16 protein-coding genes, 1 tRNA gene and 1 pseudogene are annotated in these 16,463 nt (G+C 42.5%); 11 read left to right on the forward strand and 7 right to left on the reverse strand.

The features are described 5' to 3' along the window. Positions 1–368 precede the first annotated feature (368 nt). Positions 369–572 (forward strand): annotated as a pseudogene (locus LC653_RS47950) (ABC transporter substrate-binding protein); the annotation flags it as partial. A gap of 177 nt (positions 573–749) precedes the next feature. Here the strand turns inward: LC653_RS47950 and LC653_RS22160 are convergent. Then, positions 750–1,400 (reverse strand): class I SAM-dependent methyltransferase, encoded by a 651-nt coding sequence (locus tag LC653_RS22160; RefSeq protein ID WP_229496929.1) that lies wholly within the window; start codon positions 1,398–1,400, stop codon positions 750–752. A 512-nt stretch (positions 1,401–1,912) separates the two neighbouring features. Here LC653_RS22160 and LC653_RS22165 point away from each other — a divergent pair. The 4 genes from LC653_RS22165 (at position 1,913) to petJ (ending at position 4,189) form a co-directional block, all read left to right on the forward strand. After that, a complete protein-coding gene (locus tag LC653_RS22165) occupies positions 1,913–2,131 on the forward strand; it encodes a hypothetical protein (RefSeq protein WP_229496930.1) in 219 nt (72 codons plus the stop codon). A gap of 132 nt (positions 2,132–2,263) precedes the next feature. After that, positions 2,264–2,755, forward strand: coding sequence for a photosystem II cytochrome c-550 (gene psbV, locus LC653_RS22170; RefSeq protein WP_229496931.1), 492 nt, complete (start codon positions 2,264–2,266; stop codon positions 2,753–2,755). 411 nt (positions 2,756–3,166) lie between these two features. Further along, positions 3,167–3,586 (forward strand): plastocyanin, encoded by a 420-nt coding sequence (gene petE, locus LC653_RS22175; RefSeq protein WP_229496932.1) that lies wholly within the window; start codon positions 3,167–3,169, stop codon positions 3,584–3,586. Positions 3,587–3,844: 258 nt separating this feature from the next. After that, entirely contained in the window at positions 3,845–4,189 is a 345-nt protein-coding gene (gene petJ / locus LC653_RS22180) for a cytochrome c6 PetJ (protein ID WP_229496933.1), read from the forward strand. 279 nt (positions 4,190–4,468) lie between these two features. Here the strand turns inward: petJ and LC653_RS22185 are convergent, their stop codons facing one another. Next, positions 4,469–6,151, reverse strand: a complete 1,683-nt coding sequence (locus LC653_RS22185; protein ID WP_229496934.1) for a hypothetical protein — start codon at positions 6,149–6,151, stop codon at positions 4,469–4,471. Positions 6,152–6,767: 616 nt separating this feature from the next. Between LC653_RS22185 and LC653_RS22190 the strand changes: the two genes are divergently transcribed. Both LC653_RS22190 and LC653_RS22195 read left to right on the forward strand, forming a co-directional pair. Continuing rightward, the gene (locus LC653_RS22190; protein ID WP_229496935.1) at positions 6,768–7,463 is read left to right on the forward strand and encodes an esterase/lipase family protein; all 696 of its coding nucleotides are present in this window, start codon (positions 6,768–6,770) and stop codon (positions 7,461–7,463) included. A gap of 354 nt (positions 7,464–7,817) precedes the next feature. Then, the gene (locus LC653_RS22195) at positions 7,818–8,477 is read left to right on the forward strand and encodes a cytochrome b N-terminal domain-containing protein (RefSeq protein WP_229496936.1); all 660 of its coding nucleotides are present in this window, start codon (positions 7,818–7,820) and stop codon (positions 8,475–8,477) included. Between the two features lie 251 nt (positions 8,478–8,728). Here the strand turns inward: LC653_RS22195 and LC653_RS22200 are convergent, their stop codons facing one another. Continuing rightward, positions 8,729–10,648, reverse strand: coding sequence for a cation:proton antiporter (locus LC653_RS22200; RefSeq protein ID WP_229496937.1), 1,920 nt, complete (start codon positions 10,646–10,648; stop codon positions 8,729–8,731). A gap of 374 nt (positions 10,649–11,022) precedes the next feature. Between LC653_RS22200 and LC653_RS22205 the strand changes: the two genes are divergently transcribed. After that, a tRNA-Glu gene (locus tag LC653_RS22205) sits at positions 11,023–11,095 on the forward strand. Positions 11,096–11,185: 90 nt separating this feature from the next. Here the strand turns inward: LC653_RS22205 and LC653_RS22210 are convergent. From LC653_RS22210 to LC653_RS22220, 3 genes are all read right to left on the reverse strand, one after another. Continuing rightward, positions 11,186–11,734, reverse strand: a complete 549-nt coding sequence (locus LC653_RS22210; RefSeq protein WP_372478209.1) for an SRPBCC family protein — start codon at positions 11,732–11,734, stop codon at positions 11,186–11,188. A gap of 65 nt (positions 11,735–11,799) precedes the next feature. Continuing rightward, positions 11,800–13,818, reverse strand: a complete 2,019-nt coding sequence (locus LC653_RS22215; protein ID WP_229496939.1) for a sensor histidine kinase — start codon at positions 13,816–13,818, stop codon at positions 11,800–11,802. 625 nt (positions 13,819–14,443) lie between these two features. Next, complete coding sequence (locus LC653_RS22220) at positions 14,444–14,779, reverse strand: ribbon-helix-helix domain-containing protein (protein WP_229496940.1); 336 nt, start codon at positions 14,777–14,779, stop codon at positions 14,444–14,446. A gap of 71 nt (positions 14,780–14,850) precedes the next feature. Here LC653_RS22220 and LC653_RS22225 point away from each other — a divergent pair, with 71 nt between their 5' ends. The 3 genes from LC653_RS22225 (at position 14,851) to LC653_RS22235 (ending at position 16,150) form a co-directional block, all read left to right on the forward strand. Further along, positions 14,851–15,102, forward strand: coding sequence for a hypothetical protein (locus tag LC653_RS22225; protein ID WP_229496941.1), 252 nt, complete (start codon positions 14,851–14,853; stop codon positions 15,100–15,102). Between the two features lie 135 nt (positions 15,103–15,237). Next, positions 15,238–15,744, forward strand: coding sequence for an HNH endonuclease (locus LC653_RS22230; RefSeq protein WP_229496983.1), 507 nt, complete (start codon positions 15,238–15,240; stop codon positions 15,742–15,744). A 16-nt stretch (positions 15,745–15,760) separates the two neighbouring features. Continuing rightward, complete coding sequence (locus LC653_RS22235; RefSeq protein ID WP_229496942.1) at positions 15,761–16,150, forward strand: alr0857 family protein; 390 nt, start codon at positions 15,761–15,763, stop codon at positions 16,148–16,150. Positions 16,151–16,279: 129 nt separating this feature from the next. Here the strand turns inward: LC653_RS22235 and LC653_RS46905 are convergent, their stop codons facing one another. Further along, positions 16,280–16,453 carry a polysaccharide deacetylase family protein gene (locus LC653_RS46905; protein ID WP_308189120.1) on the reverse strand — a complete coding sequence of 58 codons (174 nt, stop codon included), beginning with the start codon at positions 16,451–16,453 and terminating at the stop codon, positions 16,280–16,282. Positions 16,454–16,463 lie beyond the last annotated feature (10 nt).

Consider the following 16,463-nt stretch of genomic DNA (forward strand, 5'->3'; position numbering starts at 1 on the left):
TTGAGCACGGGTCAGATTGCTGGGGTATGCTTTACTCATGTTGCTCTCTCAGTGCTGTCTACTATCTATTCACAGCGTATACTGAGAGAGCTTTTTTACCATCTCTCCGACTTTTCAAACAGCCTCTTAGGACAGGGGAGCAGTTCTTGCTGGTGGAGGAAAAGTCGTTTTGATTCCAAAAATTGGATAATTTATTTTTTGAAGTTATTCTAATAGGACTTACGCAAAAGTACACGCGCTCAGGGGCAATTCATGAATTGCCCCTACGTGAAATAAGGGTTTCGGCTATTGTTTGCGTAAGTCCTGTCTAATAGGGTATAGCATCGGTTCTCACTTTCATGTAAGAAAAATGCTCAGTATTTACTAGCTATGACCAAGACCTACTGCGATCGCCATTAAGTGATGGAGTAAATTATGCTACACATTCGCAGATAAGTAAATATTCAGAGGCGATCGTGAATAACTTTGATAACCAAGTTGTCAGCGCCTTTTTGGGGTAACAACCATTAAAGCAGGTGGTGCTGAAGGCACAGAATGAAGCTAATCAGCAAATTCAATCAATTGAACAGTAAAAGACAGATTTTAGGAAGGCTTTTACGATCACCTAAAATATTCCCATAAAAAGAACCCCAGAACGTAGGCTGGGGTTAAATGACTTTAGCTATTAGAAGTTGGCCACAAAAAATCAACACTTAACTGCCTTTCTAGCCTTCAGAGACATTGTAAGCCTTAAAACGCAACCTAACTTTTTAGGGCTTGGTAGCTTCTACGTATAGGCTTTCAAATTTTCGCGACTCCTGATCTATTAATAGTTCAGGAATACTACTCGTTTGAAAATCAACCCTACGTACGTCCTTAAATCCCGATTCTTCAAGCACAACTTTTATTGTTTCAAAATCGTAACAATATTGATGTTGAAACCCTTGTCGAAATACCTCATTTACGATCGCCATACGTGTTCTAGGTTTGACCTCAGGTCTTCGCTGCATCATCCACTCGTGATCATTAAAGTATCGATCTAGGTAAAGCTCTCCATCAGGAACAGACAACCTCAAAATCCCACCGGGCTTGAGTACTCTAAGGCATTCTGATAAAAATATTTTGGTGTGGTCAGGGATTAAATGTTCAAAAAAATGTTCTGAAAAAATCCCTTCAAAACGAGCATCTTTCAAAGGCATCTTTCCGGTTATGTCGAAAACATAATCCACGCTAGGTTGAAGAAAACCATCACAGTTTAGCCAGTCTTCTGTCTGAATGCCTTTTCTTCCACATCCTAAATTGAGAAATCGTGCCTTCGGCTTAATCTTATTTGGATTTCTGGCTAGTAGCAGATTTACTACAGTTGTAGTAACGTGATAAAAGTCATTTTTAAGCCAATATCTCGTGTGGACGTTGATCATTGGAATGCTTATAATTCTATGTGAATATACAGGCTGAATTATATAAAAAATTTTGTGCTAGCACAAGTACAAGGTTTATTAACCCAACAATTCTAAGTTCCGAGTACGAACTTCCAAGTTCAGAAGCTCAAGTTCCGATTTTTAAGCACAGAGTACAATAATCATGCACGACCCATCGCTACAGCCGGGTTAGTACAGGATTAAGCGGAGGTTCAGTAGTGAACTTCACGCGATTAGCTGAAAATGAACGAGTTTGGATTACTTTGAGAACACGGCAGAATATGAGGCAGGGGGAAGGGGGCAGGGAACAGGGGGCATTGGTTATTCCCTTTATGCCCCTTGTCCCCCTTATGCCTCTCATCACCCTCATTCCCCCATTCTCCGTCCCCTATGCCCCATGCCCCATTCCCAATACCCCATTCCCCAAACAGTATTTTGGGCAACAAATTGCACTCCTAACGTGATATTGGTATTACAGCGACTCAATCTCTATCTATCAGTTAACAAGCATTATGGGTTTTGCAGACCTATCGATCGCAGAGATAGCAGCCGACTACAGCATTCCTGTAGAAAAAGTGTTTTCTCTGTGCAACCAACTGGGAATTGCTTACAAACACCAAAAGACTCGTTTGGCGTTTGAAGATGCAAAGGCAATTATTTCCCAAATATCGTCTGAAATACGCCCAAAAGGTACTAGCGACTCGATGGGCGATGATCGCGAGGTCACCTGAAGGGTTATCTCGGGCTTTGGCTAATCACTGATAGCTAATGATAAAAAACAATGAGTCGTTAGCAATTAGCAGCTTGGAGATTGAGAATCGCTTTCTTAGCTGTGTTGAGCGTCAAAATCTTTAAGGGGAAACATGTTTAAAAGACTAATTGGCGTTGTTGTGGTTACTGTTTTACTCTCGTTTCAGTTGATTGTCGGTAGCGCGACAGCAGTGGAACTGGACAAAGCTACCCTGACGGTGCCATTAAATACTCAAGGTGAGGTCACCGTACTCAGCCTTAAACAAGTCAAAGAAGGCAAACGCTTATTTAATTACGCTTGCGCCCAATGTCATGCTGGGGGAGTTACCAAGACAAACCAGAACGTTGGACTCACTCCAGAAGACCTGGCACTGGCAACACCCAACCGTAATAACATTGAAGGCTTGGTGGATTATCTGAAAAATCCTACTACTTACGACGGGGAAGAAGAGATTTCCGAAATACACCCCAGTATCAAAAGTGCAGATATTTTCACAGCAATGCGAAATCTGACAGATGAAGACTTGGAGGCGATCGCCGGTCATATTCTCTTACAACCCAAAATTGTCGGCACTAAGTGGGGAGGCGGAAAAATCTATTACTAAATCCTGGAATTAGTACTGAGTCATTGGGGCATTGGGCATAGGGCATTGGGCATTGGGCAGAATTCATTCCCCATTCCCCATTCCCCATTCCCCATTCCCCAGTTTTCACCAAAGTTTAGCTGCTTTCGTTCTCACAGCAGCACAAAATATTCCTGGGTTGGGCGCAAAAAATTTTTCAAAAGTCAAGATATTCCTGAAGAAAAAATAAAAATCTTTTATTTTACTGTTTACCTTTATTCACAGGCTTTTTGGGCAATAGCAGTCTAGTATTTCTTAGTGATTGCAGAGCTTTTTTGCAATAAATTGCTCCTCATTCTTAAAAAAAAAATGTATCTATGACAGATTGTCATATTTGGCGTTGATTTTATTTAAAATGAGAAAGGAAAAAAAATTGTTTGTTAGGAGAGAGCCATGAAATTGATTTCGGCAAGCTGGCGACGTCTTAGTTTAGCTGTGTTGACAATCCTTTTAGTTGTTAGCAGCTTCGCTGTTTTTACTCCCAGTGCTTCGGCTGAAACCTACAAGGTGAAATTGGGTAGCGATAAAGGAATGCTGGCATTTGAACCGAAAAAGTTGACAATTAAACCAGGTGATACAATTGAATGGGTGAACAATAAAGTTCCTCCCCATAATGTTGTGTTTGACGCTGCCAAAAATCCAGCTAAGGACGCCACTTTAGCAAAATCTCTGTCTCATAAGAATTTGCTGATGAGTGCTGGTCAAAAGGAAACAACCACCTTCCCCAAAGACGCACCTGCTGGTGATTACACCTTCTACTGCGAACCCCACCGTGGTGCTGGCATGGTTGGTACAATCACTGTCCAAGGCTAAAAAGATCCTCATTGACACAAGATGATTTTCTGGGCTTGCTTCTCTGAAATTAGCCCATAGCAACACACCACACTCCTAGAGAGAGTGACGCATACAATGAATAAATGGCGGTAACGAGTCCTATCTTCCCCTAAGACGCTAAGTAACCTGTGGCAATAGAGGGGTAAACTCGTTACCGCCAATTTTGATCAAACTTGACTTAATTAGGCATTAATCGCGTTTATACTCTTGCTGGAGGCTTGTTGCGAGGAAATTCTATTGAGAATACTTTTATTAATCCTACTGTGGGCGATCGCTCTATTCAATTTGACATTCATTAGTCCAGCACTAGCTGCGGAAATATCCAACGGTGCTAAAATTTTTGAGGCTAACTGCGCTTCTTGCCATATAGGTGGCGGTAACATCCTTATTAGCCAGAAAACCTTGAAAAAGGAAGCATTGTCAAAGTACTTAGAAAATTATAATAGTGACTCAATCGAAGCGATTATCCACCAAGTACAAAATGGTAAAAATGCCATGCCTGCCTTTAAAAGCAAGTTAAGTTCTGAGGAGATTCTGGAGGTAGCTGCTTACGTTTTTCAGAATGCAGAACAAGGCTGGTAAAGTAGCTATACCGTCTCATTATTGTGGATTAAGTGTCTTTATATATCAGTAATCAAAGGCGGGCGAGACAATCACCCCACAAGATGGGAGAATTTATTTGTGGGAAATCCCTCAGTATTTTTCTTTATTAGAACCTTCTAACGAAATAGTAGTTGACGAACTAGCGATCGCCAGTTCGTCAACTACTAAAAACGATATTTTAAACATGAATGATAAATTCAGAATCTTTATCATTCATAGCTTTTAGCTTGTTCTTAATCCAAAATAACCATCTGGTGATTATTTTTCTGGATTAGACTTTTGTCTGTTTTCCTTCACTTCGCGCAACCGTTCTACTAATTTTCCATCCGATTCACCAGAGGCTGTAGGCTGACTCTTATTGATTCTTGGCAGCACTAACGGTTCAAAAGTAGTAACCGCGGATGAAGGCGTAAGCTGGTTATTTCTGATTTGCAGTTCCGGGAATGGTTTAGAAGTAACTGCTGATGAGGGCGTAGGTTGATTGCTATTGACTCCCGGTGCAGATAATGGTTTAAGAGTACCTGTCGGTAAGGACGCAGGCTGGTTATTTCTGATTCGCAGTTCAGATAATGGTTTGGGAGCAGCTGTCGGTGAAAACTCAGGCTGATTGCCATTGACTCCTGGTGCAGCTAATGGTTTAAGAGTACCTGTCGATGAAGGCGTGGGCTGATTATTTCTGATTCGCAGTTCAGGAAATGGTTTGGGGGTAAGCTGATTGTTATTGATTCCCGGTGCAGATAATTGAGTAGTCCCAGTGGTGTTGCTAGTATTGTTTTGGAAACTTAGGTTAAATGGATAGGAACTGATCCGTTTATCTCCCTTGGGAGATTGCTTGTTGAAATATTCCCTGGCTTCTGATTTCAATTCCGGGGAAACTAACTTGTCTTGAAACTTGATATCTAAGACCTTACCATCAGGATCTACCACTAATACACCCAAAACAGCACCTTCGAGATTTGGCTTCTTCGTGGGTAATGTTTGACGGATGACTGGTTTTTGTTGAGCGTTGGGGTATTGTTGCTGGACTTCTTTTCTCAGGTTTGCGTAAGAGTCTAGCTGTGCTATAGCCAGTTGAGTTCCTTTGACAGATAAATCGGGTGTCTGTGACGTGGTTCCCCTAATTAGGGTTAAGCTATCCCCAGCCCTTGGAGCTTGTTTTAGAGAATTTATCAGCGGGTTTTGATCAATTCTAGACGCATCATTACCCGATTGCGTCATTTGTGAAGCCGTATTTCCCTGTGCTGTTGCAATGGGGCTAGTGTCAGATAAGTTTGGAGATTGGGCATTCCGCAGAATATCATCAGGTATTTGCTGCGACTGCAATTGTGGCAATCTATTTACAGCCAACGGTTTTTGCAGAATATCATCAGGTATTTTCTGCGATCGCAATTCTGGTAATCTATTTACAGCCAACGGCTGAGGTGCCTCGTATTTGGTGTCACTGACATTTACACGAGGAGCCGATCGAGAGAATTTAGGGCTGGTATTGAATTTAGAACTATCAAATTTAGAGGCGTCAAATCCCAAATTACTACTAGGAATCATCCGCAAAGACTGCCTTGTAGGCAAGGAGGAAACCCGATAGTTATTCGATGATGCAGGTAGCGGAGGCAGTACTAGCTGACTGGATGGCGCTGGTGCCACTGGGGGCAATAGAGTTTGGGCGCTAAAGTTCAAAGGAGAAAGTGGCGCTATTGGAGGAAGTTGTTGTAAACCAATTTGGGGCGTGCTTTGCGGCAAACGGCTTTGGTCGGCTTGGCTCAATTCTAAAAGTCCGACGGTTTTTGATGATGCTGTATCTTTGGGTTTGCTAGAATCCATAGGCATCAATGGCACAATCATCGCGATCGCACCGTGGATGCCAAGAGAAGCTATAGCTGCTATCCCAATTGGCTGGCTTAAGAGTTCTGGTATATTTTTAAACAGGGAGATGTAAGACATAGCTGTTATCGTTCACTCGGCTCAGTTGCAGTTGACTAGCGATTTTCTCTTTTTGACTATCTTGCAATATCTTGCAAAAAATGCGTCCCTCTAAGGAAATAATAACTTCCTATCCTGGCAATGAAAACGCCAAAATTGCCATTTATTCAAGTTTTTAATTGATTAATGACGCTGTATCATGTGTTCCAGTTTGAGCTTGCTAAAGAGATATTTTAAAAATTACTACTTTTGATTTCTTAATTCTTATGACGCACGCAATTAAAATTAATATCTGGGATATTTATAAAGTTTAAGTGAACGCACAAGTCTTAGCAACATTACAACATCTGCTGAAGTTGCCTTGTTTTTTATACCGTTTTCCAGTCAACTAAGCTTCTGTAACAGATGGCACACTTACTTATCCGAGACTAGTCCCTATGTGAAAATACTACCACATCAGCAGTCCCTAAATCTGTTGCAAATTGTACAATTCTATTGACATTCTAGCCCTAAACCCCACCAAAGCTATTTAGGTTTTTATAAAAGGAGTCAGTCATGCGATCGCAATTCTAACTTTTGACTTCTTCTTCGTCAAAAAACTTCAAACCCTTATCAATCATTGCATCCAAAATTTAAAATGCCGTTACCGACAGTTATTGTACCTGGATATCTAGAAAGCGCGATCGCTTACCGCCAACTAGAACAATCCCTACAACAGTTAAATTTTCCCACTGTTACAGTACCACTGCGACGGCGTGACTGGCTACCCACTATTGGAGGAAGACCTGTAACGCCAATTTTGCAACAACTCGATCTTACAATCAAGCATACATTGCAGCAACATAATGCTACTCAAATTAACTTGATTGGTCACTCAGCGGGAGGTTGGATATCCCGCATCTACATGGGAGAAAAGCCTTATTTGGCAAGAGGTAACGTTAAACCATCTCTCTGGGAAGCGCATCCCCTGATTGCTACTCTCATCACCTTGGGTACACCTCATATTAGCCAAGAACGCTGGACGCGCTCCAATCTAGATTTTGTCACCAATAACTACCCAGGAGCTTTTTACAAAAACGTTCATTACGTTTGTGTGGCTGGCAAAACTATCTTTGGCCAAAGGCGGCGCGGTAGCTGGTTAGCTTACAGTAGTTACCAATTAACCTGTGGTAAGGGCAACACTTGGGGAGATGGAATCACACCCATTGAAGCTGCTCACCTAGAAGGGGCAGAAAATCTGGTGATTGAAGGTGTGAGGCATTCTCCGAGAAGTCCTGGAATCTGGTATGGTTCAGCAGAACCCTTAAAAGCTTGGGTGCAATATTTGATTTAACTGATATCTGGCGCTAGTCCCAACAATCGCCTAGTAATTCATTGCTACGCTATCGTCTAAAAACGACTAGTAAACGATTTCAGTCCACTTGAGTGGACTTGGGCTATTAGCCTCAGACTTAAGTCTGAGGCGGGCCAGTACCGCAAGGCGAAAGTCAAAAGTATTGTATTCCGAGCTTCTTGCGGCATTTGAAATCGTATGTTTATTTTCGCGCCGTTAGCTCATCGAGAATGGTGTTATATATCCGATTTAAAAAACTATATTTTTATTTGGGTAATGCAACATTTATTAAAATTTCTTAGCTAAAATTGTAATTAGTAATAAATACCTAGTTAAGAACAGGAGGGGTGAGCTATGCAAAGCACCCAGTTCGATAGGATTTTGCAACGAGTGGCGACGATAATATCGGTCGTGATTCTGACTTTGTGCTTAATTTATATCTCTACCGGAGTAATGCTTTCTTTTTACTATGAACCGACAGCAGGCGGAGCTTATAACTCATTGAAGATGATTAATACACAACTGCCATACGGGTGGTTGTTTTGGAGAGCGCATGATATTGCTGGTAACGCAGTAATTGCGATCGCTCTGATTCAAATTGTGGTGATGTTTTTAGGTCGGCAATTTCGCAAGAGTTGGCTTGCCGCTTGGATTAGCGGGATTTTGTTAACCTTAAGTGCGATCGGGCTGAATTGGACAGCGATGATCCTAGATTGGACTCAGGAAGGATACTGGCGTTTTAACATTGAACTAGGAACTATCGAAGCTATTCCTTTTATTGGTGGACAACTGCGCGACATCCTAACTGGGGGTGGAGCCATTAACACAGTTACTATCCAACACCTTTACACAATTCACAGTTATCTGATTTCGGTGGCTACGCTAATTCTTGCCATAGTACATTTATCTGCTTTACTGTGGCAGGAATGGGAAATATATCAAGAAACGCCAAGACCAAAAATTGGTAATTTACAAGAACCAGCGGAAGGCGAATTTATTCCTTCCCAAGGCTAATAAAGAGTCAAAGAAGAGGAAAGGGGGCAGGGGGCAGGGAGCAGGGGGGAGAAGGCCATAAATAAATTTAGGGGCTTGATATTGGACGCATTATTTCTTGTGCTATGCATCTTGAAATAAATATTTAACATTAAGCATAAATAAATTTATTTGCTCTGAAACCCTCTATTGCTGGGAAATTACAGCATCTTCTCCCCTGCTCCCTGCTCCCTGCTCCCCTGCCTCCCCTGCTTCCCCTGCTTCCCTGCCGCTCATCCCCCAGGAGCTTCACTAGCGGAAAATTGAGGCAATTGGGCGAGGGATAGGTCTTCAACCTCCGGTAACTTTTCTAGAGAGAGGGGAGTGGATTGGGTAGCACCAGATAAGCGTTTTAAAAGGCTAGGTCTGGGGTCATGCAACAGGTAAATAATGCGATCGCCAACTTCCCACTCTTGGTTAGCTGGCATTACCTGTAAGCGTTCTTCTCGTTCTATCAATAGCGGTATCAACACCCCAGTCCGAATCTTTTCTTGGATGCGATCGCATTGAGTAGAAAACTCCAACTCATCTAGCGTAGTTGTCCCTAGCTTGACGCGCCCATCATTCAAATATTCATTCCAAGTTTTAATCGCTAAGTCTGGGATAAAAGCTTGATTAACTTTATTACTAACCGAAATATTCGCTTGCGGATCGCGGGGGAAAACAGCTAAGACGCGCGGCGGCTTAAATTCCTCAGCTGCTCGTTGAGCCAAAACAAAATTCACCTCGCCATTACTTGTCATAGCCAAAAAAGTACCCATAGAGGCAAGTCCTGCCTCTTCCAAAACAGCAGCATCTAGCCCACTGCTAGCAATCACCCGCAGATTTTGCGCCTCGGCTTGCACAAGACATTCAGGGTCAGTATCAATCATGACCACGTTTTCTCCCCGTTCTTGAAAGAAGCGGGCAATTAAAAGACTTAACGGATTACAACCCACAATTACTGCCCCAGTTACGTCTTTGGAAGTGATTTGCAGCCATTTAGCAACCCAGCCAGCTGTTAGCCCTTGACAGACAACAGTCATGATAATTGTCAGGAAAACTAAAGCTTTGATGGAATCACCGCCATTAATGCCGCGCTGTGTCAGCGAAATCGCAAAAAAGGAAGCTACGGAGGCAGCAACAATTCCTCTAGGAGCAACCCAGCTTAAAAATAGTTTCTGTCGCCAGTTTAAGTCACTGTTCCAGGTACACAAGAGGATATTAATTGGGCGAACGACAAACATTAATACCAAAACAGTGAATAAACTACCCCAACCCAAAGCAAACACACTGGCAATGGATAAATCAGCAGCTAATAAGATGAACAACACCGAGACGCTGAGAATTGTCAGCTGACCCTTAAAGCTCCTTAACAGGCGTTCTTCTGGGACTGACGAGTTAGCAAAAACTGCTCCTGCAACTACTGTTGTCATTACTCCCGATTCACTGCGGATTATTTGCGATAAGGTAAACAGGCTCCAAAGTATCGCCAATACCATTAAGTTTTTTAACTCGAATGACAGAAAACTGGCGCGTTTGAAAATCAAACTCATCAGATAACCGCCAGCACCACCAATTGCAGCACCAACACCCAGGCGCATCAGCAAACCGACGATCGCATTAATGGGGTCAGTATCGCCATTTAAAATCGTATCAAGGACAACGAAGGCGAGTATAGCCCCTACAGGGTCAATCAAAACCCCTTCTCCTTCCAAGAGTGTTGCTACTTGCCGATCTACATTGATTTGTTTGAGCAAAGGGCCAACGACGGTTGGGCCTGTCACCACAACGATGGAAGCATAGAGAAAAGCTATGTTCCAGGGGAATTCACCCAGCCAGTGAGCAGCCATACTCCCACCAAGCAATGTGATCAGCGTTCCTAGAGTGACGAGCAGTTGTAAGCTGACTGAAACTCTACCTAACTCTCGCAAATCCAAGTTAAGTCCGCCTTCAAACAAAATGATTGCCGTTGCTAGGGCGACAATAACTTCCAGTCCACTGCCTAGCAAATGGGGATGCAACAGCCCGATGCCATCAGAGCCAAAGAGGATGCCCAACAGCAACAACAAAACGATGCTGGGTATCCGAAAGTATGCAGCCAGCACTTGGGCGCTAATGCCTGCAAGGACGGCGATCGCCATCTGTAGGGTAATTTCAAAAGATGCTTCCATGTTGTAGATTTTGAGCGATTTATTTCAAAATCTCTTGTAAAAAACCGTAGACATTAACTTTACAAGTATTAGAGCAGAAAGCCCACCAGTGGCAAGGTTCCTGAGTCACCTTGCCACTTCCTTATACCCTTTGTCCATTGCTGAATTTAGCGTTTTTTCTATCTGACCGTCTCTCGAAGTTCCGAGCGCCGGACGCTGAAGCACCCTGCAGCAAGCCGCAGAAGCATCTACGGAATTCTTTACGTGTCTCCATGTCTTTGTATCCTCTTCAAGCTTTCGCCTCCACCCAGTTTAGCCGCCACAAACTTTTTTTGGCAAAAGCTGTTGACAAAGGCCAGGAAATTGGTTACCTTATAAAAGGTCTGAGTCCGAATGCCCCCATCGTCTAGAGGCCTAGGACACCTCCCTTTCACGGAGGTAACGGGGATTCGAATTCCCCTGGGGGTACTTAAAAACAATAAAAAAGCAAAAGTATTTTTTGCTGGAAATATACCAACTTAAAGTATCATCCAGGCTTTTCCTTGGATGATACTTTAACTATACATAAGGTTCTTTGCTGGCTAACTCTTCTACACGCTGGTGAATAGCCAAAAGATTTGACCGCAAATCTTTACTCAGGCGGTTTTCAATGATTACCACTGGCATAGTGAGTTTAGGCCAAACTTGAATTGTGTAGCAAAGATTTGTTCCTACATACTCACCAAGGGAATAAGGCTCTAAGCACCAGCTACCAGAAAAGCCTTTAAAATCTCCCTCTACCATGCGGAAGTTAATTTCTTTAGGGAAGTATTCTTCCAAATCCAAAACTACTCGCGCACTAAAGTTGAAATTCAGTAAGCGCTGGGAGCCAACTTGCTCTAGTCGAATACCACCATTAGGATGCTCCATTAGACGACTCTTGGCGAGGTTGGGGAGAAAGTCAGGTAAGGCTTCATAATCTGTGAGAACCTTCCAGATTTGTTCCACTGGTTGGGGAATTTGGACTTTAGCGGTGATTTGTCGCTGTCGCTCTGCTATCTTCTCAATTTGAACTTCTACCTTAGCTGCCATTACTGCATCAGCAGTAAAATCCTCTTCGAGGTTGATATCATCACTAGGAGACTGGAGATCAAGGTTCTCTGTTGCGTTCTGTTTTTTAGTCACTTTCAGAATTATAGTTTGCTTTCGTCAGAAAATTGGGGCAGAGTCAGGGTGAAGCAAATTTCGCTCTGTTCAGAATCCAAAATTGGGAGACTTTCAACTGCGATCGCTCCATTCAGATGCTGCACTAAAGACTTGACTAAAGCAAGTCCCAAGCCAGTCCCTGGAGTCCAGCGCCCTTTTCCGCGACGGAACTTGTCAAAGATATAGGTCGCTTCTTCTTGAGAGATGGCACGTCCTGTATTCGTCACCTTCATGATAACTTGATCAATTTGTTGATCAACTTGGTGAGAGGCTTCAAGGTGGACAATAGTATCATGCTCTGAGTATTTACAGGCATTTGTTAACAACTCTTGCAGGATGCGGTCAAAACTCTCCAGTTCAGTTTGCAGTTTTAGCGATTCCTCTGGTAAATCTACAGAAATCTTTAATCCCTTCTCTGCGAGTTTTTTCTCGAAAGATGCTGCTATATCTTGAATTTTAGTATTTAAATCTATAGATTCTAATTGCGGGGCTTCGTGAGGCGACTCTAGTTTCTGGAGTGTCAACAAGTCATTAATCAAGTTGATTTCTTTTGTACATTCCTGCTCTAGGATATCCATGTATCGAACCTGACGCTCTGGCGCGATTCCTGGCAAACGTAAGTTCCGAATTGACATCAGCATGTTTGTCAAAGGATAGCGCAAGCGATCGCTCATATTGCTCAAAAATTCATCTTTGAGTTCATTGAGTTTCTGCAACTGCTCAACATACTGCCGGGTTCTTTCATGCAGTTTTGCCTGGAGTTCCAGACTACTCTGTAGTTTCGCCGTTCGCTCATCTACCAAAGTTTGTACTTGGCGCAATGTCTGTGACTGAATTATGGCGTTACTTACTTGAGCACAAACCATTTGCACAAGATTTAATTCTGCTGCTTGCCAACTGCGAGTCACAGCTTGCTGTAGCACCAAGAATCCTAAGATTTTACCTTGACTCTCTAATGGCACTAATAAAACCGCAGGCAATTGCTCTATTGCAAATAATGGAGCAGCTGAGGAAGTATCTTTTTGCTCTGTGTAATTATCGAAGACTAGTGATTTTGCAGAATCTATGAAGGCACGCTGGCATAAACCACACTCCGAAAGCAAGAAAGACTGATCTAAGGTATCTGGTTTAGTAGTCCGAGAAATTTGGGTTTCCTTAGCCCATTCACCAACCACTCTAGCTTTCGCTTTAGGAACTTGTTTTTTAGCTTGAGTCCTAAATAATGGGTCTGTATATTTTAGTAGTATAAGCAAACCCCGATCTGCCTGTAGAGATTCGGCAGTAGAGGCGATAACTAACTGGAGCATTTGATTAAGCTCCAAGTTGCTACGGCTCAGTAATGTTAGTTGCTTGATCAAGCTTTGATACTGATTGCTCTTTTGCAGATACTGTTGTTGATGAGCAATTAGCTGGGCTTGTGCTACGTGAGAAAAAGCGATCGCACAAGCCGACTCTACCTCTTTTAAGAGTTGTTTTTCTGATTCACTCCAATCATAGGGTTGGAATTTAATCAGGCTAATCACCCCATTATTATTGCCACCAAACCGGGTGGGAATTGCCAAAACTGCTTTTATCGGTAGTGGCAAATATTGACACCCAATTACCAAACTATTCTGAATGATGGAAATATCTTCAATAGTCAATGGTTCCGCAGCACATTGCAGCACTGGCGAGTGCATAAGCAACTGTTCCATCGAAAACATCTCTTCTGGGTGTGGTAATGCTAGATACTCATCAGCACACCAATTAGTAGTAATTGCTTCCTCGGATGTCTCACCAGTTACTGAAACCAAGCAGCAACAATCTACTTGAAAGACAACGCCTAGCAATTGGGCAATATCTTGCAACATCAATGCTGTAGCGGAGCTATTGGCAATGATTTGGTTAATCTTTTGTACCAACTTGCGGGCAGGTTCTTCCTGATGCTGCATCAGCTTGACTTGGTAAGGTTGTAGTCGATCTATGTCATCTACATAATGTGGCGGCGACGATAAAGGCTTTTTCATTTTTGGCACGCCCTCGGATAATAAGTCCATTGTTTTTGCACCCAACCTCTTGGCATATTGTTCACCGTTAGTTGTGTTGCTACACCTTGATAATTGACAAATCTTGTATGAATACTTTCTCTCACCTGTTATAGCCCTTTTCTATTGCAGATGGCCAAGTTCCCGCTATATTAAGAAAATTGCTACACAGGTAGTGAAATACTTAGGATATTCTAAAATGACCCAGCCTGATTATTTCTGGCTGCTTTATCTTCTTTATATTGAGATAATTAACTAACTTTGACCTAGAATATCCTGTCTGTAAGTATACATAAACCGTAATTTCTCTGGAATCTCAAGAAAATTCCCCAGAAATACCCGTAAAAACACTGCATCTATTTTAAATATTTTGTAAAATTTTGTTTTTATTTTATTCCATTTAACAAGCTACTCTTTGATCTATATTGCTCTCAATCAAATATAACTAAGCCAGAGCATCAAACAGAGTTACCTTGTAGCAGCAATGGAGTACATAAGTTAAAATTCTTAACAATCAGTTTTACTCATTGGAGAAAATAAAGCTAAGTTCTCAATGCAGCCCAATTACTTAGTAAAAATAACTGAGCTGCATTGCCTGAATATAAGACTATCCAGCCAAACTCTCGACACTCAGAGGAACCATATCCCCATTCCTGGTCAGCCCTAACAACATTGGTTCTTGGGGTTGAATTAGTTGACCTGTGAGTACACAGCGTTCTTCTTGCTGAGCTGTGGCAGCGATGCTAGCTCGAATGTCGGTTCGCGAAAATCGAGGCTTCCATTCACCTGATTTTTGCTGGACATAATTCCAAAGGATATCTCGGATCAAAGCTTGATATCCCTGATTGCCAGCTATTTCTTTGAGCTTATCTTTCAGTTCCCGCTCTAGGCGGATGCTGGTAACTTCCATATCGGTGGTTGGGGTGCGAGTGATCGTATGCATCACTATTTCTCCTTAAAGGTATAGACAAGATAGTAATACAAGTGTAGTATGTTTAAAGCGATATTCAATAGGTGAAATTTTCTGTGAAATCCATTTACCCCATCTCTACTTCAATTTTGTGCGCTACCAATTGCCGAACCGATTGGGAATCAGCTGCTATGGAAGTGGAGTATTTATTTATGGGCGATGGTAGCCGAAATTATGGGCAAATCACAGAGGGTAATTATGACTTTAGACATCTCAGCATTAGTGCGCTGATTGCAAAACCAGAACTAGATGAAGAAACGGGGGGGTACAGACAAAGGAATACTGTACCGATATGAGACCAGAAAATTTTCTGGTCAATTCTAACCCCCGCTTCACCGAAAACTTGAAGCGGGGGTTTTTTTATAAGGAGTTAAGCTGTGACGATATCTTCTCTGCGAGACGCTGCGCGAACAATGCGCGGCGCGAACGCAATGCAAGTGTTAGAGCAATCTGTGGTGGTGTTTTCTCAAAATTACTTGCCACTGTGTCGGATCAATATCAAGCGGGCAATTGTGCTGTTACTAACAGACAAAGCTCAACCGCTAGGTTTTACCACAGAAGGCGGATGGCGAGTTCACTCACCCAGTTTGGTAATTGATGTCCCAAAACACATTCGCTTAACAATTACTTCTAATGAGCGGATGTGGAAAGTTCCGCCAGTGAATCGGCGGGAAGTGTTGCGACGAGATCATCACACTTGCCAATACTGCGGTAGTGGCAAACATCTAACGCTAGATCATGTGATGCCGCGATCAAGAGGCGGTTCTCACACTTGGGATAACGTAGTCACAGCTTGTGAGAGATGTAACTCCCATAAAGGCGATCGCATCCTGTTTGAAGCTGGTATGCAACTGCGTACCAAGCCAAAAGCACCAATCCACCCCGCGATTTCTTTTGCCGAACAGTTTTGGATAGATATGCAAGGAAGCCTGGAATAACAGGAGAGCATAAGGAATGCTGAAATTAACTTACACTGAAAGCAGCTTTTATTTGGAATGTCTCACCCTGTCGCTAGAAGAATGGGTAGCGCAGCGAGTGATTTTAGCCCTGCGAGTTGGGCAAAGTTTATGCATTGAACCCAGTACCGCTTCCTTTTTGCTTCCTGTTGATTTGCCAGGAGTAGAAGTGCTTAAGGCTGAGGTAAAAAGAGATGACAAAGAAATCATTGCCCTCTGTGCCTGCGATGCTGAATATATGGAAGTAACTCTGCGGGGTTCTTGGCTATTAGATAGTTCTAAGGATGCTGTAGGTGTGTTTTTCACCACTATGAGCGATCGCGCTGAGTTCTTTTTGCACAAACTCTGGCAAGAATCTCAAACTTGTGCTTCTGTCATGAGCGAATAAACAAAATAGTAGGGTGACTCAATTTTGGATTTTGGATTATTCAATCTAAAATCCAAAATTTAAAATCTAAAATTCAGGGAGTAATATTTCTCCCTATTTATTGTGCCATTTTTAACAATTCGGGAATTGTCACAAATCGGTAGCCTTGCTGTTTGAGTCCACTGATGATTTGTGGCAATGCTTGTATAGTTCTTTGGCGTAGACGCAAACCGGCTTGTTGGCTAGGTCAGGATTTGCTTGCAAAGCTTGTCCTACCCAAAAGAATGTCATCTTAACATCATTTTGCTTCAGGATATCCAGCATTTCTAAGGTT

The organism is Nostoc mirabile CHAB5784 (assembly GCF_020829645.1).
GTDB classification, from domain to species: domain Bacteria; phylum Cyanobacteriota; class Cyanobacteriia; order Cyanobacteriales; family Nostocaceae; genus Nostoc; species Nostoc mirabile.